The following is a 23,162-nucleotide window of genomic DNA, read 5'->3' on the forward strand; positions in this document are numbered from 1 at the left end:
AGCCTACCACAAGAATCCTGATGCAATTAAGAAGCAACTAACTGACATCAAAGCTCTCATGGCAAAAGCGACTGAGCACAGAAACCAACTCTCTACAGAAATCCTTCGTTTAGGTAACGCAGTAAAAGCTCCTTTCGATATTGAGGAAGACGCTATTGTTCGTACTTTAAATCAATATGGCCAGACTGAAGAACAAGTTAAAATCATCGAAAGCCACATCGAAGCTCTCGACAAAAGAGAAAAAGAAATCGTAGCTCAAATCGTTGCTCTTTCTAACACAATTAATAAAGCTATCGAAGCATCTGACATCAACGATCCAAGCACACTCGAAGATCAGTCTTACACAACTCCTTTAGAAAAGCTTAACCGCAACGTAAAAAACCTTTACGATCGTGCCAACACACTTTCTGAAACATTTAAACAAGCCATTGCAGCTGCTCCACTCGTAGACTGGACTGCTGATGGCGACCAACTCGCTTCTGAAGACGAGTACGCTTCACAAACAGCTAAATTCATAGCTGACATGGAAACATACAACAAGAAAGTTAAAGAGTTCCAAGCTGCTGCTGAAAAAATCGAAGAGCTTATGGTTAAAACTGAAGAACTCGAACTTAACCTCGAAGAAGCTAACGGCGAGATCAACGAACTTAAAAATACAGTCGGTAAAAAAGACACCGAGATCGCTCGTCTTGAAAGACAAGTAGAACTCTTAACTCCAGACGAAGATGCAGTTGGTGCAATGCCACCAAACCTTACTGCAACTGTTCTTGAAGTTAATACAACTTTCGACTTCATCGTTATTGACAAAGGTTCTGAAGATGAAGTATTCAACAGAGGCGAAATGCTCATCCACCACGATGGTGAGTATGTTTGCAAAGTGAAAATCACAAGAGTTTTAGACAACAAAGCAATTGCTGAAGTACTGAACGTAGCTCGCAAAGGCATGCCAGAAGTTGGCTTCGAAGCCATCGTCGCAAAATAATTTAGGAGACATTCACTATGATGAATTCAGTCTTAACGTTTATCGTTAACTTAATTACGCTTGCCCTAATCTGCACCGCCCTGTACTTCACCTTTGAAGAAGCACAACACTATACAGGTAGCGAAAAATTATGGGAAAAATCAAGCTGGGTAAAACCAGGTCAGTAATTAAAATCGCTCTATTTCTTTCAATCACAGCCCTGCTTTGCAGTGGCTGTGCTTTTTTGAATAAAGAGCAGGGATACGTGGATGACAAGCCACAGAACACGCCCACCAACTGGGAACGGAACTCCTTTGGTATAGGTTTCTAGTTAATGAATATAGTTCTATTTCAGCCTCTCATACCCCAGAACACTGGGACTATTGGGAGGCTTACTGTTTGTACAGACAATGACCTCCACCTCATCAAGCCTTTAGGCTTTGAGCTCGACGAAAAGAAAATCAAAAAAGCGGGTATGGATTATTGGCCTCACGTCAAACTCCATATTCATGAGTCCTGGGAAGACTTCCTAAACAACACCCCAGAAGATAAAACTATGGTTTTTTGCACAACAAAATGCAAAAAAACTATTTATGAGCATACGTTTACTGAAGATGATTATTTAATTTTTGGCAATGAATCCCATGGACTCCCTCCTGAGTTCTACGAAAACTTCCAAGACTCACTCTGCACTATCCCCATGCGAGGCGATCATCTTCGGAGCCACAACTTAGCTAACTCAGTCTCCATAGTTACTTACGAAGCTATTCGACAAATATCCTACACCTAAAAAGGTCACCTTATGAAAGCAGACATTCTACAAATACTCTCGCAGGAATCATTAAAGAAATCTCAGTTACGTAGAAGACTCTGCAAAGCCAAAGGTGATCAAGAGCACTTCAATCGCGCCCTCGCGGATTTAAAACGAGAAGGCTCGATTAAAAAAGAAATGGGTGGCAAGTTTTCTTTACAAGAACTAGAGGTCAAAACTGGCATCCTCTCACTTAGCGTGGGTGGCTACGGCTTCGTCAACCCAATTGATAAATCAACGACAATTTTTATCCCACCAAACAAAACTGGTGCCGCTGTCAATGGCGAGACAGTCGAAGTCTCAATTACTGAACAAAGTAAAAAAGGTCCTGTTGGTCAAATTATTAACATTCTCGAAAGCAAGCTTGAGTCACTCAGCGGTCAACTTCAAATTCGCAAAGGCCAACCTTGGTTGATACCACTTCGCACGGGTATTCCCGCTGTAGAACTCAGTGTCGAAAGTGTACCGACCGAAACAAAAGAAGGCGATTGGATCCGCGCCAAACTCGTTTCGCGAGATACGCAAACTGGCAAGATCACCGCATCCCTCAGCCAATCACTTGGCAACGCCGATGATTTAACGGCAGAAATCGATGCTATCATCGATGAATTTGATCTCCAATCCGAATACTCCGATGAAGCTGAAGAAGCCGCATCTCGTATTCGTCAAAGAAAAATTGCTCGTCGCGACTTAACTAAAGAGCTGATCACAACCATCGACCCACGCGATGCAAAAGACTTTGACGACGCACTCTCAGTTCATCCAGCAAAAAACAAAAAGCATATCACGATCGGCATCCACATTGCGGATGTCGCAGCCTACATCGGTCCCCGTTCAACACTCATGACCTCCATCAAAAAACGTGCTTTCACTGCCTACCTTCCTGGCCGCATGCTCCCCATGCTTCCCAAAGTTCTCGTGAGCAAGCGCTGTAGTTTAATTGAAAACGAAGTTAAACCCGCCCACACGGTTATGATTACTTTTGATCGCGAAAGTGGCGAAGTGATTAACTTTGAGCGCTTTCACTCGACGATTAAAGTCCGTAAACGCTTAAATTATCAAGAAGTTCAAGACTACGCTGACGCTAATTTTTCTGGAGATCCTTGGGGCAAAGACGTCTGTAAAGACGTGAAAACACTCTACGAATTCTCGCATACCCTCCGTAAACGCCGCGAAGAAATCGAGCAGTTCATCCCCCTCGACGCACCCGAAGTTCGCGTCATGTGCGACCCCGTTACAATGACGATCAATAGCCTGAAAAAAGATTCTCCTAGTGAATCAAAGCAGATGGTTGAAGAGTTTATGCTCGCAGCAAACACCGTCGTTGCCCAAGAACTCACTTCGAAGGCAGCTCCTGGACTCTTTCGTATTCACCCCGAACCAGACGAAGAACAAGCGGCCTCTTTCTCAGTAGATGCTAATACTTTCTATGGCGTTAGCCCTGGCGATATCACTTTAAGGCCAAATGCGATTCGCTTCCTCAACTCAATTAAAGGTCACCCAAGTGCCCCTGCTATCTCGATGGACTTTTTACGCACTATGCAAAGAGCTTCCTATTCATCTATGAAGGGTCTTCATTTTGGACTGGGCAAAAACCTTTACTCTCACTTCACCTCTCCTATTCGTCGTCTAGCTGACCTCTTGGTTCATCAACAACTATGGAATATGGAAGACAAGGGTGGTCCCGTCTATACCAAAGATCGCTTAGATGACCTCGCCGAAATCATCAATACACGTGAAGCCGTGACTGACGAAGCATATCGAACAACCGTTAATCGCTTTAAACTGCATTATGTGGAAGCTCTTGAAGCCGGCGATAGCGAACTTGAATGCGACGCCCTGATCACTCGAGTTTCCGTTAAAAAAATGCGACTCTACATCCCTCATTATGGCATGTATGCCAATGTCAATTTCCGTGATCTCGACTCCGACTTCTTTGATGCTGATGTGGAAAAAGGTCTCGTTGTCGGTAGACGCACGGGAACCACATGGTCATGTGGCGATACTTTAGAAGTTAAAATCCTCGGAGCTGACTTCAAAATGAGAGAGTTTATGGTGATGCCTATTGTCGAAGGCAATAAAGCTCCTAGTCAAAAAGCTCGCCCAGAGAGAAAGAAGAAAGAAGCTCCTACTGAAAGGTTTTTCGACGAACTTCTCCGCAAGAAAAAAGCACAAGCCAAAGCAAATAAGAACGAAGACACTGATAAACCTCCAAGAAAAAAGAAAAGAACGAGACGACCCAAAAAGAAGCGCTAACTCAGTTTTTATAAAGGTTTAAATGTGTCCCTTTAACCCCGGGCTTACATTTAAATACTTTGCCTGAATCAGGGTAATTCTTCCAGTCATCTTCAGTCATTTCATAACTCGCCGTTGTGATGTAAAGCTCGTCCTTACTTTCTCCACCGAAGCAACAAGAAGTCACCTTTTTACAGGGAAGAACTATTTCATCCATAACTTCACCTGTTTGAGAATGAATCCGAAGAACTTTATAGCCATTCCAAAGCGCTAACCAAAGATGTCCTTCCTCATCAATACACATCCCATCTGGATAAACATCTTGCTCCTTAACTTCAAACAAAACATCTCCGCCAACTAAAGTCATCGCATCAGCATCATAATAATATTTTTTAATCTGCTTGGTCGGAGAGTCCACGTAGTAAAAAGTGTTCTCATCCCAACACAAGCCATTTGAGGTCGTAACTCCATCCAAGACTTTAAAAATCACGCCTTGATCCATGGCATATAAACTCCCATCTGGATTCACCTCTTTCATATCCATCGTTCCCGCCCAATAACGACCCAAATCATCTACCTTGCCATCATTAAAGCGTAAACCTTCTTGAGAGTCTTCTAGTTTTTTTATGTTTTTCAGCACACCGTTCTCAAAGCGATAAAAACCATCGTTGAGTGTAAAAACTAAATTACCACTCTCATCATAAGCCAATGAACTGGGCATCATTTCCATTTCATAGGATTTCAGTTCACCGTCCACTTCTTGCCAAATCTTTTTCCCCAAGATATCGACCCAAGCAAAACCAATCTTTGACCAGCAAGGCCCCTCGCCCAATATACTCACCTCATCGAAGGCAAGTTCTACACTCTTTGACATATTTCACCCTTTTACACTTTCTATTTAAACTAGCATCAACAATACATTGATTTCCATTCGCTTTCATCTAAATTCTAGTAAAGTTTAGCCATAATTTAGGATATATAATGATCAGCGTTCAAGAGGCCGAAAAACTCATTCGCCAAAACAGCCCCAACTACTACAGCGAGTCGATCCCCACTATTGAAGCTCACGGTCGCATTCTTGCCGAAGACATCCTAGCCGAAAGAGAGAATCCGCCCTTTAATCGCGTCGCTATGGATGGCATTGCGATCAATTATGCTCAATGGCAAAACTCACGTACATCTTTTGAAATCAAAGGCACGCAAGCTGCGGGCCACCCACCTCTAAGTCTCGAAGACCCCAGCACCTGCTTAGAAGCCATGACAGGTGCCGTACTCCCTTCCGGATGTGACTGCGTAATCCCCGTTGAAAGAATTTCTGTCACAAATAACGTAGCGACTCTTGAAGACGGACTCGAACTTCAACAATGGCAAAACGTCCATATCCAAGGCAGCGACCACTCCCAAGGTTTTAAGCTAGCTAGAACTGGCCAAGTACTGAATGCTCCAGAGATCGCCGTTGCCGCCGCCGCTGGTTATGGTCAAGTCAAAGTTGCGAAACTCGCAAAAGTTGCAGTCATCGCAACTGGAGACGAATTGGTCTCAGCTGGTGTCGACATCAAACCCTGGCAAATCAGACGATCCAACACCACTTCTATTGTTGCTTCCTTAAAATCAGCTGGTTATGACGCCAAGGAATATCACTTAAAAGACGATCTAGATGCTCTAAGGGACAAACTCCGAGATTTACTCGAAAGTAACGACATGCTCATCCTAACAGGTGGTGTCAGCATGGGAAAATTTGATTTTGTTCCTCAAGTCCTTAAAGAACTAAGTGTTGAACAGATATTCCACAAGGTCACACAAAGACCTGGCAAACCCCTTTGGTTTGGCACGAGTTCAAATAAAAGTGTCTTTGGTTTACCCGGCAACCCCGTATCAGCACTTATCAATTTTCAGCGCTACATACTGCCTCAATTAAACAGAAGCCAAAACGCGCTTTGCCCTCCACAACTCAAAGCTGAACTCGCAGAAGATTTTACTTTCAAAAAGAACATGACGCGCTTCCTCCCCGTCTGCGTTGAATCAAATGGCCCGAAACTTCTTGCAAGACCACAAAGAACTAATGGTTCCGGTGACTTTGGCTCTTTATCTGGCTCCCACGGTTTCATAGAACTCGAAGCCGAGATAAGCGACTTTAAAAAAGGCCATGTCGCCATTTTTTATCCTTGGTGATTTATGGAAATTTTCGATAAATTCACTCGCCCCATGCGCGACCTCCGACTCTCAGTCATTGATGCTTGCAACTTCCGCTGCCTTTACTGCATGCCACCGGATCGTGATTATGATTTTTTCAAAAAGAATGAAATGCTCTCTGTGAACGAAGCCATTCGCTTAAGTGAAATATTCGTCCAGCTCGGTGTAAGACGCATACGACTCACTGGCGGCGAGCCTCTCCTTAGAAAAGACCTTGATCAAATCATTGCGGGCATCGCAAAAATCCCAGAGCTCGAAGACCTAGCAATAACCACCAACGCTAGTTTGCTCGCCGACAAAGCCCAAATGCTTAAGGACAATGGCGTTAAACGACTCACAATTAGCCTTGACGCTATCGATCCAGACCTATTTAAACAAATGTCAGGTGGGCGCAGCTCTGTAGATCAAGTGATTAAAGGCATTGATGCCGCATTGAATTGCGGTTTCAGCAACACGAAGCTCAATTGCGTGATCGAAAAAGGTTTAAATGAAAGCCAAATCATCCCCTTAACTGAATTTGCGCGGGAACGTCAACTCAAGCTACGTTTTATTGAGTTCATGGATGTTGGTAATTGCAATCAATGGAATCTTGAAAAAGTTGTTCCCTCAGCTGAAGTCAAAAAAATCATCTCTGCAAAATGGCATCTCACTGAACTGGAACCTAAATTTTATGGAGAAGTGGCTAAAGCCTACCAATTCGAAGATGGCCAGGGGGAAATTGGCTTCATCTCCTCTGTGACTCAAGCTTTCTGCAAAGATTGTACTAGGGCTCGAATTTCGTCTGATGGTAAACTCTACACCTGCCTCTTTTGCGCCCGAGGCACTGACCTCCTAAGTCCCATGAGACAGGATCAGGACGACTCGGAAATAGCTAAGCTCATCAAAAATGTATGGGAAAAGCGTACGAATCGTTATTCTGAAGAACGCATGGATGCCTTGAAACACCCTCGCCAACACGATATCGTCGAAATGTTTAAGATGGGTGGCTAAATATCCGGGTAAAACTCTCTCATCTCTTCGAGTGTGCCCAAACTAAAGCGACCAAAATCTGGATCAAAAGCACAGGCGTCTTTCTTTATTAATTTATGACGATTTTGTGCAACTTTATCATAAAAATAATCTCGGCCTGGAAATACACTTACAACACCACCTACAAGTGGCCACAAATAGCGGCAATCACTTAGTGCTTTTACCACTGCTTTCGAACGCAAAAGAACTTGCTCACCATCATACATGACTAAGCTATCTAAATTCTGAGGGTCAAAATTAAATTTTGTGAGTAAATAAACTCCAGCTTCAGAAGTCGAAGAAATAAAGCGAATCTGTGCACGCTCTTTGTTTAAGCGTTTAATCAAGAAGCCAACGGCCCAATGGCACAGCCCGCAATCACCATCGTATATAAGCAGCTTCACTGCTAAAGAACTTCCTCGCCCGACATGAGTTTCCAGTTAAACTCAACTGGCACACTCAACTCATAATGTTTTTTCATAAAGGCTAATAAATAGTCGCGCATGGTTTTCTTTGATTGCCAAACCAACTTAGCATCTTGCAACATCTCATACCCTAAAGCACCATTGGTACGGAAGTGATAAAAGGCAACTTTCAAATTCTGCTCATCACTCACAGGCTCACCTAAGTAAGTCAGTTCTTTAATACGCCTTCCGGGCTTACAGGACAAATCGGCTTGGTAGTAGACTCCCGACCATATATCATAAGTGTAAATTCTTGACCCGGGCTCAACATCACCTGATTCATCACACTCAAAAAAGCTCAAACTCTGCTCTAAAGCTTTTCTCAAAGTCTTGCCATTCATAGACAAAACGTGTAAGTAGTTATCTGGAACTAGATTTAAAATCGTGCGTCGAGTAATAGTCCCCGACTTCCAGCCATCTAATTTCCAAAAGGCCGCTGCAGAAATATCGCAATCAGTAGCATCTTGAATCACCATGTGGACTAAACTCATCAAACGACTTGGATACATCAAGGCTTCTCGACTTGAAGAGAAGGAAAAATCATCCAAAGATTCACCAATCGGTTCATCTAACCACTCAACAGTGCTTTCTAATACTCGACGTGAAGATTCCAATAAATTCTTTTCCAAACGTTGGCCTTTAACAGGGATATTCTCCGATTGAATTTCCACCTCACCTTCAGCCCATTCAATATCTATTCGACCTAGATAATGACCATAACAAGCCGCTTGAATTGTATGAACACCATTAATTTCGCGATCACTTAATAAGCTATGTGTATGGCCGGTAATAAAAAGATCGATTTCAGGGTATTTTTCACAAATTTGCGAGCGTAAATCTAGCTTTTCAGGAACTTCTTGACTCCAAAATGGAGTCTTAGAATCATAACCACCATGAGATGAAACGACAATTAAGTCCACACCAAAATCTTTAACTTCTTTAAGGATTGGACCCAAAACTTCCAGAGGATCTAAAAAAGTTAAACCCTTGATCGCATCTTCATGAGCTAATTCAGCTGTTTCAGGAGTTGTCAAGCCAATGAATGCCACCTTTTTGGCGCTCTCAGTAGTTTGTATATGCCAGGCAGGACCAAATGCTGGATTGCCACCACGGTTTTTTACTAAATTGGCTCCCAACCAAGGAAAATTTGACTGCTCAACGGCTTTATCTAAATACTTGCGACCAAAATCAAATTCATGATTACCCACAACAGAAAAAGCGCAATCCAGTTCATTGAGGGCATTAACCATTGGATTAGAATAACGCTTGTCCTCACCACAGCGCAAAGAAATCAAAGAGCCCGATAGAGTATCGCCATTATCAAAAAAGATAACTTCCTTCTCTTCCCGCCTAATACGCTTAATGAGGCTAGCCGTCTGAATAAGTCCATGGCTCGACTTTTGATCAGTGAGGTAACTATCCGCCACTAAAAAACCATGTAAGTCCGTCGTGTAGACTAAGGTAAGTTTATCTTTCATTTAACATCTCTAAAACTATTGAGCTTTGAATATACAAAAAAATCCTTATAGATGCAAGCTCTTATCAATTAAACACGTGTCTTAATTAATGATTAGAACATGAAAGATTGCCCTTAAATTACACTCAGCCTTTTATTAAAAAGCAACTGCGATATATTTGCCAAATTTCTAATCTTCTTGGAGTTACAACTGTGTCAAAAACAGGTATTTTACTTATTCAGCTCGGCTCACCAGCCAGCCCAGCCGTCCCTGATGTCAAATCTTATTTAAGCGAGTTTTTATCTGATCCACGAGTTGTTGATCAACAAAACTTTGCGTGGAAAATCATTCTTAACTGCTTTATCCTACCTTCTCGTTCACCAAAATCGGCGGAAGCTTATGCTAAAATTTGGGAAGGAGATACTTTTCCATTGTTTCGCAATACGGAATCCTTCACAGCTAAGCTCCAAGAACAAATTGATGACGAAAACATTCTCATCGAATACTCATATATTTTGAGTAAACCTAATGTACCTCATCAATATGGTAAACTTATGGCGGCGGGTTGTGAAACAATCCGTGTCATACCTCTCTTCCCTCAATACTGTGAAGCCACCACTCTTTCTTGCAAGGATATGCTTGAAAAAGGTATTGCTGAACATGGTAAATGTAAGAACATTGAATTTGTCGAAGATTTTCATAACTCTCCATCTTATATAAATAATGTAGCAAGGCTTATTAGTGAAGACCTTGCTACCAATCCCCCCGAAAAGCTCCTATTTTCTTTTCATGGCTACCCCATTCGCCGAGTTCGAGGAGGAGATCCTTATTTTGCTCAATGTACTGAAACTGGACATCTCATTGCTGATCAAGTTACTGGCATTGACAAGGAAAACATCCTCCTTACATTCCAATCAAAATTCGGTCGTGAACCTTGGCTCACCCCCGGCACAGAAGAAACCCTGATTGAACTCGCTCACAAAGGAATCAAAAACGTTGCCGTTACTTGCCCTGCTTTTGTGGTTGACAATTTAGAAACTTTGGAAGAAGTTGGTATTGGCCTCGAAGAAATTTTCCTTGAGCATGGCGGTGAAAGTTTCCGCCTCATCCCCTGCCTTAACGACGATGATCAATGGGTTAAAAACTTCGGTGAAGAAATTGCTTTCCAAGAACCTGAAAAAATCCCACGCCTAGAGCATTCACCCTGTGAATTCCCAAAAGCTGAAGAGCAAGGCTGCTGCCATGCTTCTACACAATGTGAGACTTGTCCCTACAAAGGCCTCGATAAATATCCTGATGGCGAACTCTCTCCGAAAGATCGCTCCGTCCTCAAAACCATGTTCCTCACACTCTTTGTGGACCTCATTGGTTTCTCAATCATTTTCCCCCTTTTCCCGGGAATCTTAGCTTACTATAACGAAGTTGAAGGAGAAGGTACATTCTTCCGTACTCTAATGGACATGATCCACCAAATCGAAGCGACTTTTGGTGGAACGGGTAATGAACATGCTACAATGGCACTATTTGGCGGCTCTCTAATCTTCATTTATTCCTTCCTACAATTCCTTATGGCTCCAGTTTTTGGAACCATATCAGACCGTATTGGTCGACGTCCAATTTTATTATTTTCTATATTTGGCATAGCCCTTTCTTACTTAATATGGTTCTTTTCTGGAAGCTTCTTCCTACTCCTTATCTCTCGACTCATTTCTGGTTTAATGGGTAGTAATATCACCACTGCGACCGCCGCAGTTGCTGATACAACTTCAGAAAAAACTCGCTCTAGAGGAATGGCCATTATCGGCATTGCTTTTGGCTTAGGCTTCATTTTAGGCCCTGCAATTGGTGGTCTTTCAGCTTGGGCTATCGACCTCTCTACAGTATCTAACTGGAAAGACTATGGTGTCAACCCCTTCTCTGCTCCAGCCGCCATTGCTTTTGTACTCTCCATGATTAACTTTTTCTTTGTTTATAAGAAATTCCCCGAGACTCTCCCAGAAGAAAAACGCGGCAAAGGCGAAATCCACCGTACCATCAACCCCATTAAACTATTCAAGGTTGAAAGCTACCCTGGAGTTAGCGCAGTCATCTTTACTAACTTTATTTTCCTCGTTGCCTTTGGTGCTGCTGAAAACATGCTGACTTTTCTGACTGATGAACGCCTAGGCTATGGCCCAGGAAAAAACGGACTACTCTTTGTCTTCATTGGCTTCGTTTTATCAATGGTTCAAGGCGGCTATGTTCGTAGAAAAGCGGCTAGCGTTGGCGAAGGTGTCGTTACCAAAAAGGGACTTATCATACTCATCCCTGGCCTCACCTTAGTAGCTCTTGCAGGACTTTGGCAAAGTGCTTTCGTCCTCTACCTCGGTCTCTTCTTTATGGCTGTAGGCTCAGCGATGGTCATACCGTGCTTAACAGCTCTCGTTTCGCTGTATGCACCTGCTAGTGACCAAGGCCGAGTTTTGGGAGTCTATCGTTCTGCTGGTGCTTTTGCTCGTACTGTAGGGCCCATCTTAGGTGGTATCCTTTATTGGAAGTTCACTTACCTTGCTCCCTTCTTTGCAGCTGCCGCTATCATTATCATACCACTATTCATGATGAAGTCTATTCCCGATAAGAAGAAGGCGGAAAGCTAGTTTCAAATCTCATCACAAAAAAAAGGCCTTAACTCATCGAGTTAGGGCCTCTTTTTTTTAAGTGATCTAAAGCTTAACTTTGTAATGAAGCCAAAATATCTGAATCTAAATGCGCATAAAGTTTTCTGAGTGCTTGATACTGGATTTGGCGAACACGTTCACGCGTTCTTCCGACCATATCACTGAGTTCTTCTAAAGTCTTTTGCTGATGGCCATCTAAACCGTAACGCATCTTAATAATCATTTGCTCGCGCTCAGTTAACTTCGAGTCAATAACCTCTAATAAAACTTGTTTCACGTCAGTCTCATTCATATTATCGCCTGGCAGCTTAAGAAGTGTATCGGGAATCACATCCTCTAAAACACCTTCTTCTCCAGTCTTCAAAGTTGTATTCAGTGATACCGCAGGAGCAGTTGATGCTACAGACATGCCTCGCACAGAACGTACTGAAAAACCTGTTGCTTCAGCAACTTCTTCCATTGAAGGAACTCGACCCAATTTTTCAGCTAGCAACATGGCTTCATGATGAATTTTACGAATCTTAACGGCTGACTGTACGGGTATGCGAATGACGCGACCCTGCTCAGCAACGGCACGACGAATCGCTTGCTTAATCCACCAAGCACCATAGGAAGAAAACTTAGCACCATGACCAGGTCTAAATTTTTCCACAGCTTTCATTAAACCAATGTTACCTTCTGAAATTAAATCGGCCAAGGGAACACCAAGTGATTTATAATCGTGCGCAATCTTCACAACTAATTTTAGATTGGCAATAATCAGTTTTTCACGGGCATCCTCAGAACCAGCTTCAATTAATTTGGCTAATTCAATCTCATCTTCAACTGAGACCAAAGGCAAAGTCGCAATGCTTTGCATGTAACTTTTAATACTTTCTTGATAGAGCCCCATAGAACCTCCTAATAAATCGACACAACGTTTACAACTCTCACTGCACTTTTTCCTCTTTGACAAAATCAGTGCCTACCTTAAGGATAAATCATTTATGGGGAGGAAAAAGGTCTCAAACAAAGAAAGCAAAACTTTTTTTCAATTTCTTAACTGTAAATTAATTTTAAAAGCCCTGTTTGAATCATAAAGGAGTCTTTAGTAGCCTTATTTCAGCTTTCGGCTCTTTGGCGAACAATTTCGTATAAACATACACCTGTAGCAACAGATACATTTAAGCAGGGCACTGTACCTCCCATAGGGATAGTCAGTAAAAAATCGCATTTCTCTTCCGTGAGCCTTCTCATACCCTTCCCTTCTGATCCCATCACCAAGGCAACTGGGCCTTTCAAGTCAGAATTGTATAAATCTTGATCTGCTTTATCTGATGTCCCGGCAATCCACACACCAATCTTTTTCAGCTTTTCCATTGTCCGAGCAATGTTCACAACGCGAAAGATAGCTGTATTGGAGGCTCCCCCACAACTAACAGACATAACTGTATCAGTAATGGGTGCCGCATTATCTTTGGGGATAATCACGGCATCGACGCCCGCCCCATTAGCGGTACGTATACACGCGCCAAGATTGTGCGGATCTTGGACTCCATCTAAAATTAAGACAAAAGGAGTCTTTTTACTTTCTAAGAAACTCTCTAATTCATCTTCTTGTTTTAAAAGTGGGCGTCCACCCTGTGCATGGCGGTTCGCACGACTCTCATTGTCATCCGTACCAAAGCGCGATCCACGTTTTTGAAAACGACTCATGATTATGACTCCATAAATTATATTATGCTCACATATTCCACTTATAAAAGAAATATCCAAACAGATTGAATATTCTCTCACCAAAAACTAGCTTATAAAATAATTATCTAGGTGAATAATATGTGCCAATTACTTGCAATGAATTGCAACACTCCAACAGACATCTGCTTTTCCTTCGACGGCTTTGCCCAACGCGGCGGACTTACTGACGAGCATAGTGATGGCTGGGGCATCTCGTTTTTTGAAGAAAGTGCCTGTAGAAGCTTTCACGATACCTTACCAGCTATTGAATCACCAATTGCACAGCTCGTCAAAAACTACCCCATCAAATCCCTCAATGTTATCGCCCATATTCGCCAAGCCAACATAGGCGCTGTCGAATTAAAAAACACCCAACCTTACCTGCGAGAACTTTGGGGGCAACAATGGGTTTATGCTCATAATGGCGACTTGTGGGGTTATAAATTTTCTGGAGGAGTCCCCACTCAACCCATTGGTGATTCAGACTCCGAAATGGCTTTCTGTGATCTGCTTAATCGCTTCCGAGAACTCAGCCCGACTCACGAGCCAGAACTCAAGAGTATTTACGATTGCCTAAAATCATTTTGTGAAGAAGCTGCTAAGTTCGGCACCTTCAATCTCGTGCTTTCCAACGGCAAATACATTTTTGCTCATTGCACCACTCATTTGTGCTATATTATTCGACAAGCACCCTTTAGCGAGGCGCACCTGAGCGATAAAGATTTGAGCATTAATTTCTCTGCTGTGACGACAAAAAAAGATCGAGTTGCGATTATCGCAACCGAACCACTTACCGATAACGAAGAATGGACCCAGTTCGAAAAGGGCCAACTTCTAGTTTTCAAAGACGGGAAGGTATTAGACCTTGAGTAAATTAATCCCCTCAAAAGTCTGGCTCCCCAAAGAGAGTCATCACCAAAACTACCTCGACTTCTTCTGTGAAACCTTTCCTCAAATCTCTCGTGATACGTGGGCGAAACGCTTTACGGAAGGCAAGATCACCACAACTCAAGAAGAAACTCTAAATGCTAAGGCGCCTTATTGTGGTGATCAGCACCTTATCTATTATCGAGAAGTCGAAAATGAAAAAGTCATCCCCTTTCAGGAACAAATTCTTTACGAAGACGAAAACCTACTACTCGTCGACAAGCCACACTTCCTCCCCATCCATCCCGCTGGTCCCTATGTAAAAGAAACCTTGGTCTACCGCTTGCGAGAATCGCAAAATAATCCCGACATCTCCCCTCTTCATCGCATTGACCGACTGACGGCAGGCCTCGTATTCTTTAGTAAAAAAGTAAGCATCCGTAAAGATTACCAACTGCTTTTTGAAAATCGCCTAGTCGAAAAAACTTACCATGCCATCTCTGCGGGACCTGCTCCAGACCAAGGCTACTGGCACCTTAAAAACCGTATCGAAGCTGGTGAGCCTTGGTTCCTAAGTGCAATCAAAGAAGGCAAAGCCAACAGCGAATCATACATCAATGTGATCGAAGCTAAGGACAACTTAGTTAAATTCGAACTCAAGCCTATTTCGGGAAAAAAACATCAACTCCGCGTACATCTCGCCTCAATCGGCTACCCGATCTTGCATGACCCCCTCTACCCCAGCTTCGTCGAGAAACCACCTGATAACTATGAAAAGCCCATGCAACTACTCGCTCAATCTATCGCCTTCACTGACCCCTTTAGCAAAAAACGTCACTCATTCCAATCCCAACTTAAACTGCTCTTTTAAGCAAGGAAAATCTTGACTCTGAAAGGCTAAGGTTTAATGGTAAAAGATACGAGGAAGTAAGTTATGAAATTAATTATCGCAGGCGGTCGTCATTACCATCTCACTCCAAGTGACTACGAACAACTGCTGCAAATCACAGGAATTAAAACTGTCATTTGTGGTGGAGCCACCGGCGTTGACGCAGACGCGAAGCAATGGGCTGAGCAGCAAGGAATCCCCGTGAAAGTTTTTGAAGCTGATTGGCAAAGTTATGGTAAAATGGCTGGCCCACTGCGCAATCGTCAAATGGCTGATTATGCCGATGCTCTTGCTGTTTTCCCCGGTGGCAAGGGAACTGACTCTATGTTTGAGGAAGCTCGAAAAAGAGACCTCAAAATCTTTGATTTTCGACCCAATGCACAACTCCATTTTGATTTTAACACCGAGGATGATTCATGAGTTTTAATATCCCAACTGCCCTCAAATCTCTCGCCTCTGCGGGTTCCGCCATTAGCGAAATCAGCAAGTGGCTTAAACGCAGCAAAGGTGATTCGCGAGCACTTTTGAGCGAACTCAAAAATAATCTAACTTACTTAGACCTCATTGTGAATGACAAAATTCCCATTGGTGAGGTCATCGATAAAATCACTTGTAAAGAATTTTTACGTCTCTCAAAAGAAGGCTACAACTTTAATAGTTTAAAAGACTCAAAAATCCCCAACTACCCTTCACTAAAAAACACTGCTCTAGCCTCTTGGACTGGGAAAGACACAGAAGACTTGGTCGAAAGTATCTACGATCGCATCAACGACCTAAAAATTCGCTACCCACTTGTGTGCGACAAAGAAAACTACCGTTGGCAAATACGCGTCAATAATATACGAAAACGCATTTGGTTGCTCTTGCGCCATGTCCGACAGAAATGAAAATTTATTCCATAATCAATTTAGCTCTATTATGTAAAAAACACTAGTAAGTGTGCCGAAGGCACAAGGCATAATCCCGCCTATGGTTTTCAACCATAGGACTATAATTCTGGCATCCTCCCGTTCTGAAGGAACGGCGCATAACATTCTTAAGTAATCGTAAAAATTTAAATTAAAGTGCTAAAACAATAACAAGAATGACGATAATAAGGACGAGCGGAATCACTACAGCCTTGATCACCTTGCTTTGCTTATTGTCATCACTTACTTGCTTGCGCTTTTCTGCGACTCGTAGACATTTTTCGAGCTTAGCTTCTAAATCATCGTAAGACTTTGGGCGTTTATCCTTATTGGATGCAATCATTTCCAAAATTAATTTATCGGTACTCTTGCTGATATAGGGACGCAGCTCTTTTGGGGGAACTACTTTATCGGCGAACTTATGTTCCATAATTTCCATAATGGTACCACCTTTAAAAGGAACATCCCCCACAATCATATTATACAGCGTACAACCTACGGAATATAAATCCGTCCGAAAATCAAGGTCTTGATGGGCTTGAGCCTGCTCTGTACTCATAAAATAAGGTGTGCCAACCAAATGACTTGTTTGAGTTATATTAGCATCCTGATGAGTGTTTTTAGCAATACCCATATCCATAATCTTGATATCGTGATTTTGATTAATCATGATATTCGCCGGTTTAATATCGCGGTGCAAAATCCCAAACTCATCCCAAGCGTAGCGCAAACCTTGAACCAATTTCAAGGTCAACTTAAGTGCGTCAACTTCTTTAAGTGATTGAGTTTCTTTAATGACTTCTTCTAGAGTCTGACCATTCACATAACCCATCGCCATATAATGACAATCTTCTGCACTTCCCGCATCATAAACAGGGACAATATTAGGGTGATTAAGCTGCGCCAAAATTTGCGCTTCTTGCAAAAAGCGCTTCTTATCTTCTTCAATCAAATCTTCCGAAGCTTTCATCACTTTTAGCGCCACATGACGATTCATCGCGATCTGCTTTGCTAAATAAACTTCGCCGCAGTTACCCGCACCAAGCCATTGCTCAATGGCATAGCCTTTAATCTGTTTACCAAAACCAAATTGTGGCGAGGGCAAAGGAATAACCGAATTACATGCAGGGCAAAGTACTTTTTTCCCTAGTAAATCATCTTCGGCAGAGACCTTCCTCATGCACTTGCTGCAACGTAATTTGATTAGCATTAATTATTATCCTTAATTCATTGCCCTTATCTTAGTGCTCAATTAAAATAATTGTAGCGTATTTTTTTACTCACAAGCTTTTGTATTTGTTCTTTTTCAACATTTATTAGAAACTTTTATCTTTGAGATTACTAGGATAGTTTTTATGGATTGGCTTAAGCTTTTGAACAAGCTTTCAGAATCAGCTGCTTTAGACAGCTCAAACAAGGGACTCGAGAGGGAGGCACTTCGTTTCGTCAAGGGCGGGCGTATGGCTCTAGGTTCTCACCCAGAAGCCTATGGCTCTGCCCTCTGCCACAGTTCAATTACAACCGATTTTTCTGAAGCCTTGCTCGAATTAGTCACACCTATTTTTGATAAGAGCGACGATCTCATCCATTTCCTTAGTAATCTACATTATTTTATTCACAAAAACTTACCTGAAGGCGAAAACCTTTGGTCTTCATCCATGCCATGCGACTTAGTAGATGACATTCCGATTGCTGAATATGGACCTTCGGGTGCTGGCGAATTCCGTAAAGTTTATCGCCGTGGCCTTTCCTACCGCTATGGAAAAAAAATGCAGACAATTGCTGGTCTTCATTTCAATTTCTCTCCTAGTGAAGATTTTTGGACAAACCTCGCCAAGATTAAAGAAAGCGAAAATGATCAAGATTTCCGATCACAGCACTACTTTTCTTTATTGAGAAACTTCCGATCCTATAACTGGTTCGTCAACTACCTCTTTGGTGCTTCTCCAGCCTTTCACGAGAGCTTCAGTGAACTTGTGGACTCAGAATTAAAAGAAAAAATCGGGCCCGAGACCTACTGCATGCCAGAAGCTGTTTCCGTTCGCATGAGTGATGCAGGATACACGACCTCACGCCAAGGCAACCTCAACATCTCAGTCAACACCCTGGACGAATACACCGAGGGCTTACAGAAAGCCGTTACCGAAACTGATGAACAATGGGCTAAGTTACCCAAAGTTGATGATGAAGGTCCAACTCAATTGACCGACAATTTCCTCCAAGCTGAATTTGAGTATTACTCGACGATTCGACCCAAGCCAAACCCAAAAAATCCCCGTCGACCCCTAGTCGCTTTAAAACAAGATGGAGTCGAGTATATCGAAGTTCGCACCCTGGACATCAACCCTTTTGAACCGCTGGGCATTTGCAAAGCACAAATTGATTTCATGGAAGTTTTCCTCTATTACCTCATCTGCAAAGAAAGCTCTCCCGAAACTGATAAATCCCGTGAATGCTCACGCGACAATCTCATGCGAGTCACTGTCCAAGGACGAAAAAAAGACCTGCGTTTGCGCTGCCCGCAAAATGACGAATTCGATCTCCATAAAGCCTGCACAAGGATTTTCTATGACCTCAAGAAAGTCGCCGATATCCTTGATAAAAGCCGCAAGACTAAAGATTTCAGCCAAGCCATCGCAGAAATAGAAAAACGTCTCACAAAGCCAGAGTTACTTCCTTCAAATCGCGTTATTCAAGCCTTAGAAAATGAGAGCTTCTTAGGTTTAACCGAAGCACTCTCTGAGCAACATCAACAATCGTTCAAAAACTTTGATGCCGATGCTAACTTGCAAGCCGCTTTCCAAGAGGCTTCTACCCTGTCCCTTGAAAAACAAAAAGAAATTGAGCGTGAAGGCCCAGACTACCCAACTTACCTCAAACAATTTCTAAACATGGATTAAAATGAATTGCCCTAAACACCCCGAGTCGACTCAAACTCAGTCCTGCTTATCTTGTGGCACTGATATTTGCGGACTCTGCAAAAATCCTCAAGGCAAAGTTGCTAAAATTTGTGCTGCCTGTTTAAAAAGCGAAGGAATTTCTTCGGAGAGTTTGAGCCCAAAAGTTAAAGCCAAACTCTGTCTGAGTTTGGCTCTAGTTCTAAGCATTTTAATTATGGCTTATTATTACGTCGACATGTCGATAAAAGCTCAGCCCTGAGAGCTCTCTAGCTCGATGCTCACTGGACAGTGATCCGAACCTAAGACTTCCTGCATGATGCCTGCATCAAGAACTCGATCACGAGCACTTTCACTCACACAGAAGTAATCAATGCGCCAACCCACATTTCGGCTTCTTGCTCCACCGCGGTAGGACCACCAAGAATACTCATCCGGATTTTGATTGAACATTCGAAAAGTATCCACATGACCTGCAGCCAAAAACTTGTCCATCCAATTGCGCTCTTGGATGGAGTAACCAGGGTTCTTTTCATTAGCCTTCGGGTTCTTCAAGTCAATAGCTTTGTGAGCGACATTGAAATCCCCGCATAAAACACAGGCTTTATCGCTATACTTTTCTTTGAGTTGCTCAATCAATGCATCGCCAAACTCTAAGCGATAATCAATCCGTTTCAATTCAGCCTGAGCATTGGGGAAGTAGACGCCAAATAGATAGAAATCGCTATATTCCGCAATAATCACGCGCCCTTCACGATCAAATTCTTCGATTCCTAAACCTTCGATGACGCGAATCGGCTCAATTCGACTATAAATTGCCACACTTGAATAGCCTTTTTTCTCACCCGAATGCCAATAGGAAGTATAATTGCCAATATTGATGAGCTCATCACTTAACTGCTCTTTGTGAGCTTTAGTTTCCTGGAGGCAAATCACATCCGCATCCCAGCTTTGCATCAAATCTACGAAGCCCTTTTTTTCAACGGCTCGAATGCCATTGACATTCCATGAAATTAGTTTCACACTCATTTTCAAACCTTACTGTTTCTTATGTTTATTGCATAGAAAATAAGAGCTTTGACCAATTCTGCTTCTCCTAGGCTAGAAAAAAAGACTTTTTTTACGGCTTTTCTCATTTCCACCCCATGAAATACTTTACACTTTTCACTATCTAAGTCTATTAAATGAATCCGGATATAACAACTAAGCATTATCGAGTATGAGAATAGGAGCTCAACAATGACGAATGGAACTCAAGAATATCCCGCCGATGCCTTTTTAACTGAAATCAAAACAGTTATCAACGCCATTCCCGTAGACAAACTCAAAAGCAATATCATTGACTTCGCTAGCGAACTCCCCGTTGATAAACGTTTGGAATTTTTCCAGGCAATTGCCTTTGAAGATATCGATGAAGTTAACGAGAGCGAAGTCGACTTTGATGACGACCTCCAACTCATTGACGATGTTGAATCCTTCTACAAAAAAATCTCAATGGGCTTCTACGATCATTCCCTCGATATTGAAAACCCCAAAGAACTTCCCGCTTGGGTCGATGACATGGACGTCCTTTTCGCCCGTACAAACGACGCCTTCCTCAACGTAGAATATGCCAAAGCAGCCCGCTCCTATTCCTTCCTATTCTCTGCTTTACACGTGGCTGAAGACATTGCTGTTGAACACCAACTCTATTCTGCACAAGACATCGTCATTACAGACATTACTGCTGCTAAATCTCGCTACTTACGCAGTGCTTTTGAAATCACTGAAGTCGAAGGTCGCCCTGCTGAAATCTATGACATTTTACAGGAGAACTTAGCCTTAGGTGAAGGTCGCTGTGGTCTCACACTTATTAATGACGCCTTTCCCTTCTCCGATGAAGAACTCGAAGCCTTCCTCCCCGAATGGTTGAAGTACCTCAAAAACCACGCCGTCAACGAACCTGATTTCGAATCGCTACGTCTCTGGCTCATTCGCGAAGCCCTCTTCCTTCTACAAGGGGTTGAAGGCATGGAAGAAGAAGCTGAAAGAACAGGGCAGCAGCACCCTGAACTCTTCTTCGACATCGTCACTCACTACCTAGAAGATAATGATCTTTTAAAAGCAGAAGAAACCTGTATGAAGGGCATCAAAGTTGTCAAAGCTCCTCACAAACGCGCCGTCCTAGCCGACTGGCTTGCGGAAATTGCAGAACGCGATGGTGACACACTGCTTGCACTTAAATATCGCCACGAAGCTTGGCGTATGGAACCTGACCAACGTCGTCTTGTCACTTGGTGCAACACTGTCCACCAAGCTCCTGACGATAGCGCTCTTCAAGATGAAATTGAGTTCCTCGAGAAACTGGGTGGACACGGTCGACTCATGGCCATGTTGCAAGCACTAACTGGTGATTATGAAGCCATCAACAAACGTCTTCTTAACTGCGATCCACTTGGTTGGAAGTCTGCTCGTCACCCTGGCAACTTTTTACTCCCCTTCACACTTATTCTCATTGCTGAATTAAAAAAAATCCCAGATCATTCCCAAATTAAAGTTATTTCTGAAGACATGAAAGGGATTTTTGTCCGTTGGTCACAAGAAATGGAAATCGAAAACAACCAAGATCTCCACACCTACATGGACTACCTCTTCCCAGCCCTCCAGCGTCACCCTATTAGTGAAGAAATGCGTATCACCCTCACGCGCTCAGTCCACAGTGTTCTTCTCAAGCGAATTCGTTCCGTTAGCAAAGACCAATTGCGTTATGCTTACAACCGCGTTGCAATCCAGGCCACTGCATTTGTGGAAGCCGCCGTCATGTGCTCTCGTGAAGCAATGGCTGAGAAATTTCTCAGCACTGTTCGCAGCCGTATCCTACGTAACAAAACCCTGCGCGCTGAACTCAAAATCGCCATGAATTACTCAAAAGTCATCCCCGAAAACTTCATCAAAGGCGTAAGTATTTAATCTTGCTTTAATGAGCATTTAGCTTAAGGCTTATACGCTAGTTCTTTCAAAGATTATCCATCTTGATAGGACACAATTCAGTAGGTCATACTAACTTTATGAAAGAGAGATTATGAAACTAATACTGACTAAATTATTTTGCTTTTCATTATTTGCCGGCGGTCTCATAGCGGCTGACAAAAACGTCAATGAAGCTAGTGAACCCAAAGTACAGAGTAAAGAGTCTATTAACCTCATAGCAGATAATTCTCTGAAGGCATGGAAAGTGACTTCGTCACTTTGGTCAATCTCTGATAATGTTATCATCGGTGACACAGGAAAAGAAAAACCTCAAAAGCCCGAGTGGCTGTACACTAAACAAAAATTTGGTGATTTTCTTTTTACTAGCGAATTCAAACTCACAGGAAGTATCGCTCCCAATAGCGGCATTTATTATCGAGTAAAACCCTTCATTTTTGATCGCATCAAGAAAAAAGGAGCTTTTGAAGTGGCCTCTGGCTACGAGTATGACCTCTCTTATAACAAGTTCTTAGGATCCCTAGGTGATTGGTATGCCCGCCCTTCCTTACGTATTTTTCCAGATAATAAGATAACAGCTCAATTGATCAAAAAGAACGACTGGAATCGCGCAACTATTCGTGCGAAATCTAATCGCTTAGAATACTGGTTAAATGGAGTCAAAATAATGGATTTTATTGATCATGACCCCAAGGCTTCACAGTCGGGAGTAATCGGCTTACAAATTCACGATGGCGCATTAATGAAAATTGAATTTCGAAAGATGCATATTCTCCCTCTTTAAAAAAGCCTTAACTCAAAATAAAGAATATGTCATACACCATTCATTTCTGACTAATAACTACAACCCTTTAGAAAATCAAGGACAGGCCTTAATAGAAAATCAAGGACAGGCCTTAAAAAAAGCTGAAGAAAGAAAATCAAGGACAGGCCTTAAAAAAAGCTGATAGAAAATCAAGGACAGAAAATCAAGGACAGGCCTTAAAAAAAGCTGATAGAAAATCAAGGACAGGCCTTAAAAAATAGAAAATCAAGGACAGGCCTTAAAAAAAGCTGATTGAATAGAGTCTCAAATCGGGACTCTTTTTCTGAATTTAGGGACTTTGAAATTACCTGTAAAAAGTCATTTTCT

The 23,162-nt window shown here is 42.5% G+C and carries 22 protein-coding genes; 15 read left to right on the forward strand and 7 right to left on the reverse strand.

The window, feature by feature from the left end; genetic code table 11:
- The 4 genes from LNTAR_RS22390 to LNTAR_RS22400 all read left to right on the forward strand — a co-directional run.
- Positions 1–982, forward strand: a 982-nt coding sequence (locus LNTAR_RS22390; RefSeq protein WP_007281054.1) for a hypothetical protein, incomplete at its 5' end; no start/stop codon positions are given.
- A gap of 17 nt (positions 983–999) precedes the next feature.
- Positions 1,000–1,149 (forward strand): hypothetical protein, encoded by a 150-nt coding sequence (locus tag LNTAR_RS27435; RefSeq protein ID WP_007281055.1) that lies wholly within the window; start codon positions 1,000–1,002, stop codon positions 1,147–1,149.
- Positions 1,150–1,295: 146 nt separating this feature from the next.
- Complete coding sequence (locus LNTAR_RS22395; RefSeq protein WP_007281056.1) at positions 1,296–1,751, forward strand: tRNA (cytidine(34)-2'-O)-methyltransferase; 456 nt, start codon at positions 1,296–1,298, stop codon at positions 1,749–1,751.
- Between the two features lie 12 nt (positions 1,752–1,763).
- Positions 1,764–4,028 carry a ribonuclease R family protein gene (locus LNTAR_RS22400; protein ID WP_007281057.1) on the forward strand — a complete coding sequence of 755 codons (2,265 nt, stop codon included), beginning with the start codon at positions 1,764–1,766 and terminating at the stop codon, positions 4,026–4,028.
- A 1-nt stretch (position 4,029) separates the two neighbouring features.
- Here LNTAR_RS22400 and LNTAR_RS22405 read toward each other — a convergent pair whose 3' ends face one another.
- The gene (locus LNTAR_RS22405; protein WP_007281058.1) at positions 4,030–4,881 is read right to left on the reverse strand and encodes an SMP-30/gluconolactonase/LRE family protein; all 852 of its coding nucleotides are present in this window, start codon (positions 4,879–4,881) and stop codon (positions 4,030–4,032) included.
- 107 nt (positions 4,882–4,988) lie between these two features.
- On the opposite strand from LNTAR_RS22405, the gene LNTAR_RS22410 reads away from it, so the two are divergent.
- Entirely contained in the window at positions 4,989–6,179 is a 1,191-nt protein-coding gene (locus tag LNTAR_RS22410) for a molybdopterin molybdotransferase MoeA (RefSeq protein WP_007281059.1), read from the forward strand.
- A gap of 3 nt (positions 6,180–6,182) precedes the next feature.
- Entirely contained in the window at positions 6,183–7,190 is a 1,008-nt protein-coding gene (gene moaA / locus LNTAR_RS22415) for a GTP 3',8-cyclase MoaA (RefSeq protein WP_007281060.1), read from the forward strand.
- Here the strand turns inward: moaA and LNTAR_RS22420 are convergent.
- Positions 7,187–7,612: a thiol-disulfide oxidoreductase DCC family protein gene (locus tag LNTAR_RS22420; RefSeq protein ID WP_007281061.1), complete on the reverse strand. Its 426-nt coding sequence runs from the start codon at positions 7,610–7,612 to the stop codon at positions 7,187–7,189. The genes moaA and LNTAR_RS22420 overlap by 4 nt on opposite strands.
- A gap of 2 nt (positions 7,613–7,614) precedes the next feature.
- Positions 7,615–9,150: a bifunctional metallophosphatase/5'-nucleotidase gene (locus tag LNTAR_RS22425; protein WP_007281062.1), complete on the reverse strand. Its 1,536-nt coding sequence runs from the start codon at positions 9,148–9,150 to the stop codon at positions 7,615–7,617.
- Between the two features lie 191 nt (positions 9,151–9,341).
- Here LNTAR_RS22425 and hemH point away from each other — a divergent pair, with 191 nt between their 5' ends.
- Complete coding sequence (hemH, locus tag LNTAR_RS26295) at positions 9,342–11,765, forward strand: ferrochelatase (RefSeq protein WP_007281063.1); 2,424 nt, start codon at positions 9,342–9,344, stop codon at positions 11,763–11,765.
- A 73-nt stretch (positions 11,766–11,838) separates the two neighbouring features.
- Here the strand turns inward: hemH and LNTAR_RS22440 are convergent, their stop codons facing one another.
- Complete coding sequence (locus LNTAR_RS22440; protein ID WP_007281064.1) at positions 11,839–12,678, reverse strand: sigma-70 family RNA polymerase sigma factor; 840 nt, start codon at positions 12,676–12,678, stop codon at positions 11,839–11,841.
- Between the two features lie 209 nt (positions 12,679–12,887).
- Positions 12,888–13,481 (reverse strand): 23S rRNA (guanosine(2251)-2'-O)-methyltransferase RlmB, encoded by a 594-nt coding sequence (rlmB, locus tag LNTAR_RS22445; RefSeq protein WP_007281066.1) that lies wholly within the window; start codon positions 13,479–13,481, stop codon positions 12,888–12,890.
- 120 nt (positions 13,482–13,601) lie between these two features.
- On the opposite strand from rlmB, the gene LNTAR_RS22450 reads away from it, so the two are divergent.
- The 4 genes from LNTAR_RS22450 (at position 13,602) to LNTAR_RS22465 (ending at position 16,145) form a co-directional block, all read left to right on the forward strand.
- On the forward strand, positions 13,602–14,375 hold the full coding sequence (locus tag LNTAR_RS22450) for a class II glutamine amidotransferase (RefSeq protein ID WP_007281067.1): 774 nt from the start codon (positions 13,602–13,604) through the stop codon (positions 14,373–14,375).
- Positions 14,368–15,240, forward strand: coding sequence for a pseudouridine synthase (locus tag LNTAR_RS22455; protein ID WP_007281068.1), 873 nt, complete (start codon positions 14,368–14,370; stop codon positions 15,238–15,240). The genes LNTAR_RS22450 and LNTAR_RS22455 overlap by 8 nt, the downstream gene beginning before the upstream one ends.
- Positions 15,241–15,303: 63 nt before the next feature.
- Complete coding sequence (locus LNTAR_RS22460) at positions 15,304–15,678, forward strand: SLOG family protein (RefSeq protein ID WP_007281069.1); 375 nt, start codon at positions 15,304–15,306, stop codon at positions 15,676–15,678.
- Positions 15,675–16,145 carry a hypothetical protein gene (locus LNTAR_RS22465; protein ID WP_007281070.1) on the forward strand — a complete coding sequence of 157 codons (471 nt, stop codon included), beginning with the start codon at positions 15,675–15,677 and terminating at the stop codon, positions 16,143–16,145. Before LNTAR_RS22460 ends, LNTAR_RS22465 begins: the two co-directional genes overlap by 4 nt.
- 172 nt (positions 16,146–16,317) lie before the next feature.
- Here LNTAR_RS22465 and LNTAR_RS22470 read toward each other — a convergent pair whose 3' ends face one another.
- Positions 16,318–17,376: a serine/threonine-protein kinase gene (locus tag LNTAR_RS22470; protein WP_007281071.1), complete on the reverse strand. Its 1,059-nt coding sequence runs from the start codon at positions 17,374–17,376 to the stop codon at positions 16,318–16,320.
- 145 nt (positions 17,377–17,521) lie between these two features.
- Between LNTAR_RS22470 and gshA the strand changes: the two genes are divergently transcribed.
- The gene (gene gshA / locus LNTAR_RS22475; protein ID WP_007281072.1) at positions 17,522–19,066 is read left to right on the forward strand and encodes a glutamate--cysteine ligase; all 1,545 of its coding nucleotides are present in this window, start codon (positions 17,522–17,524) and stop codon (positions 19,064–19,066) included.
- Position 19,067: 1 nt separating this feature from the next.
- Entirely contained in the window at positions 19,068–19,325 is a 258-nt protein-coding gene (locus LNTAR_RS22480) for a hypothetical protein (RefSeq protein WP_007281073.1), read from the forward strand.
- On the opposite strand, the gene LNTAR_RS22485 is transcribed toward LNTAR_RS22480, so the two are convergent.
- The gene (locus LNTAR_RS22485) at positions 19,316–20,092 is read right to left on the reverse strand and encodes an exodeoxyribonuclease III (protein WP_007281074.1); all 777 of its coding nucleotides are present in this window, start codon (positions 20,090–20,092) and stop codon (positions 19,316–19,318) included. The genes LNTAR_RS22480 and LNTAR_RS22485 overlap by 10 nt on opposite strands.
- A 210-nt stretch (positions 20,093–20,302) precedes the next feature.
- Between LNTAR_RS22485 and LNTAR_RS22490 the strand changes: the two genes are divergently transcribed.
- Both LNTAR_RS22490 and LNTAR_RS22495 read left to right on the forward strand, forming a co-directional pair.
- Complete coding sequence (locus LNTAR_RS22490; RefSeq protein ID WP_007281075.1) at positions 20,303–22,012, forward strand: hypothetical protein; 1,710 nt, start codon at positions 20,303–20,305, stop codon at positions 22,010–22,012.
- A gap of 112 nt (positions 22,013–22,124) precedes the next feature.
- Positions 22,125–22,814, forward strand: coding sequence for a 3-keto-disaccharide hydrolase (locus tag LNTAR_RS22495; protein ID WP_007281076.1), 690 nt, complete (start codon positions 22,125–22,127; stop codon positions 22,812–22,814).
- Positions 22,815–23,162 lie beyond the last annotated feature (348 nt).

The organism is Lentisphaera araneosa HTCC2155, assembly GCF_000170755.1.
In the GTDB taxonomy this organism is placed as follows: domain Bacteria; phylum Verrucomicrobiota; class Lentisphaeria; order Lentisphaerales; family Lentisphaeraceae; genus Lentisphaera; species Lentisphaera araneosa.

Excerpts from the sequence above, each read along its gene's own strand:
- LNTAR_RS27435 (WP_007281055.1), top strand. The coding sequence starts at position 1,000 with ATGATGAATTCAGTCTTAACGTTTATCGTTAACTTAATTACGCTTGCC.
- LNTAR_RS22395 (WP_007281056.1), top strand. The coding sequence starts at position 1,296 with ATGAATATAGTTCTATTTCAGCCTCTCATACCCCAGAACACTGGGACT.
- LNTAR_RS22400 (WP_007281057.1), top strand. The coding sequence starts at position 1,764 with ATGAAAGCAGACATTCTACAAATACTCTCGCAGGAATCATTAAAGAAA.
- LNTAR_RS22405 (WP_007281058.1), bottom strand. The coding sequence starts at position 4,881 with ATGTCAAAGAGTGTAGAACTTGCCTTCGATGAGGTGAGTATATTGGGC.
- LNTAR_RS22410 (WP_007281059.1), top strand. The coding sequence starts at position 4,989 with ATGATCAGCGTTCAAGAGGCCGAAAAACTCATTCGCCAAAACAGCCCC.
- moaA (WP_007281060.1), top strand. The coding sequence starts at position 6,183 with ATGGAAATTTTCGATAAATTCACTCGCCCCATGCGCGACCTCCGACTC.
- LNTAR_RS22425 (WP_007281062.1), bottom strand. The coding sequence starts at position 9,150 with ATGAAAGATAAACTTACCTTAGTCTACACGACGGACTTACATGGTTTT.
- LNTAR_RS22440 (WP_007281064.1), bottom strand. The coding sequence starts at position 12,678 with ATGGGGCTCTATCAAGAAAGTATTAAAAGTTACATGCAAAGCATTGCG.
- rlmB (WP_007281066.1), bottom strand. The coding sequence starts at position 13,481 with ATGAGTCGTTTTCAAAAACGTGGATCGCGCTTTGGTACGGATGACAAT.
- LNTAR_RS22450 (WP_007281067.1), top strand. The coding sequence starts at position 13,602 with ATGTGCCAATTACTTGCAATGAATTGCAACACTCCAACAGACATCTGC.
- LNTAR_RS22460 (WP_007281069.1), top strand. The coding sequence starts at position 15,304 with ATGAAATTAATTATCGCAGGCGGTCGTCATTACCATCTCACTCCAAGT.
- LNTAR_RS22465 (WP_007281070.1), top strand. The coding sequence starts at position 15,675 with ATGAGTTTTAATATCCCAACTGCCCTCAAATCTCTCGCCTCTGCGGGT.
- LNTAR_RS22470 (WP_007281071.1), bottom strand. The coding sequence starts at position 17,376 with ATGCTAATCAAATTACGTTGCAGCAAGTGCATGAGGAAGGTCTCTGCC.
- gshA (WP_007281072.1), top strand. The coding sequence starts at position 17,522 with ATGGATTGGCTTAAGCTTTTGAACAAGCTTTCAGAATCAGCTGCTTTA.
- LNTAR_RS22480 (WP_007281073.1), top strand. The coding sequence starts at position 19,068 with ATGAATTGCCCTAAACACCCCGAGTCGACTCAAACTCAGTCCTGCTTA.
- LNTAR_RS22485 (WP_007281074.1), bottom strand. The coding sequence starts at position 20,092 with ATGAGTGTGAAACTAATTTCATGGAATGTCAATGGCATTCGAGCCGTT.
- LNTAR_RS22490 (WP_007281075.1), top strand. The coding sequence starts at position 20,303 with ATGACGAATGGAACTCAAGAATATCCCGCCGATGCCTTTTTAACTGAA.
- LNTAR_RS22495 (WP_007281076.1), top strand. The coding sequence starts at position 22,125 with ATGAAACTAATACTGACTAAATTATTTTGCTTTTCATTATTTGCCGGC.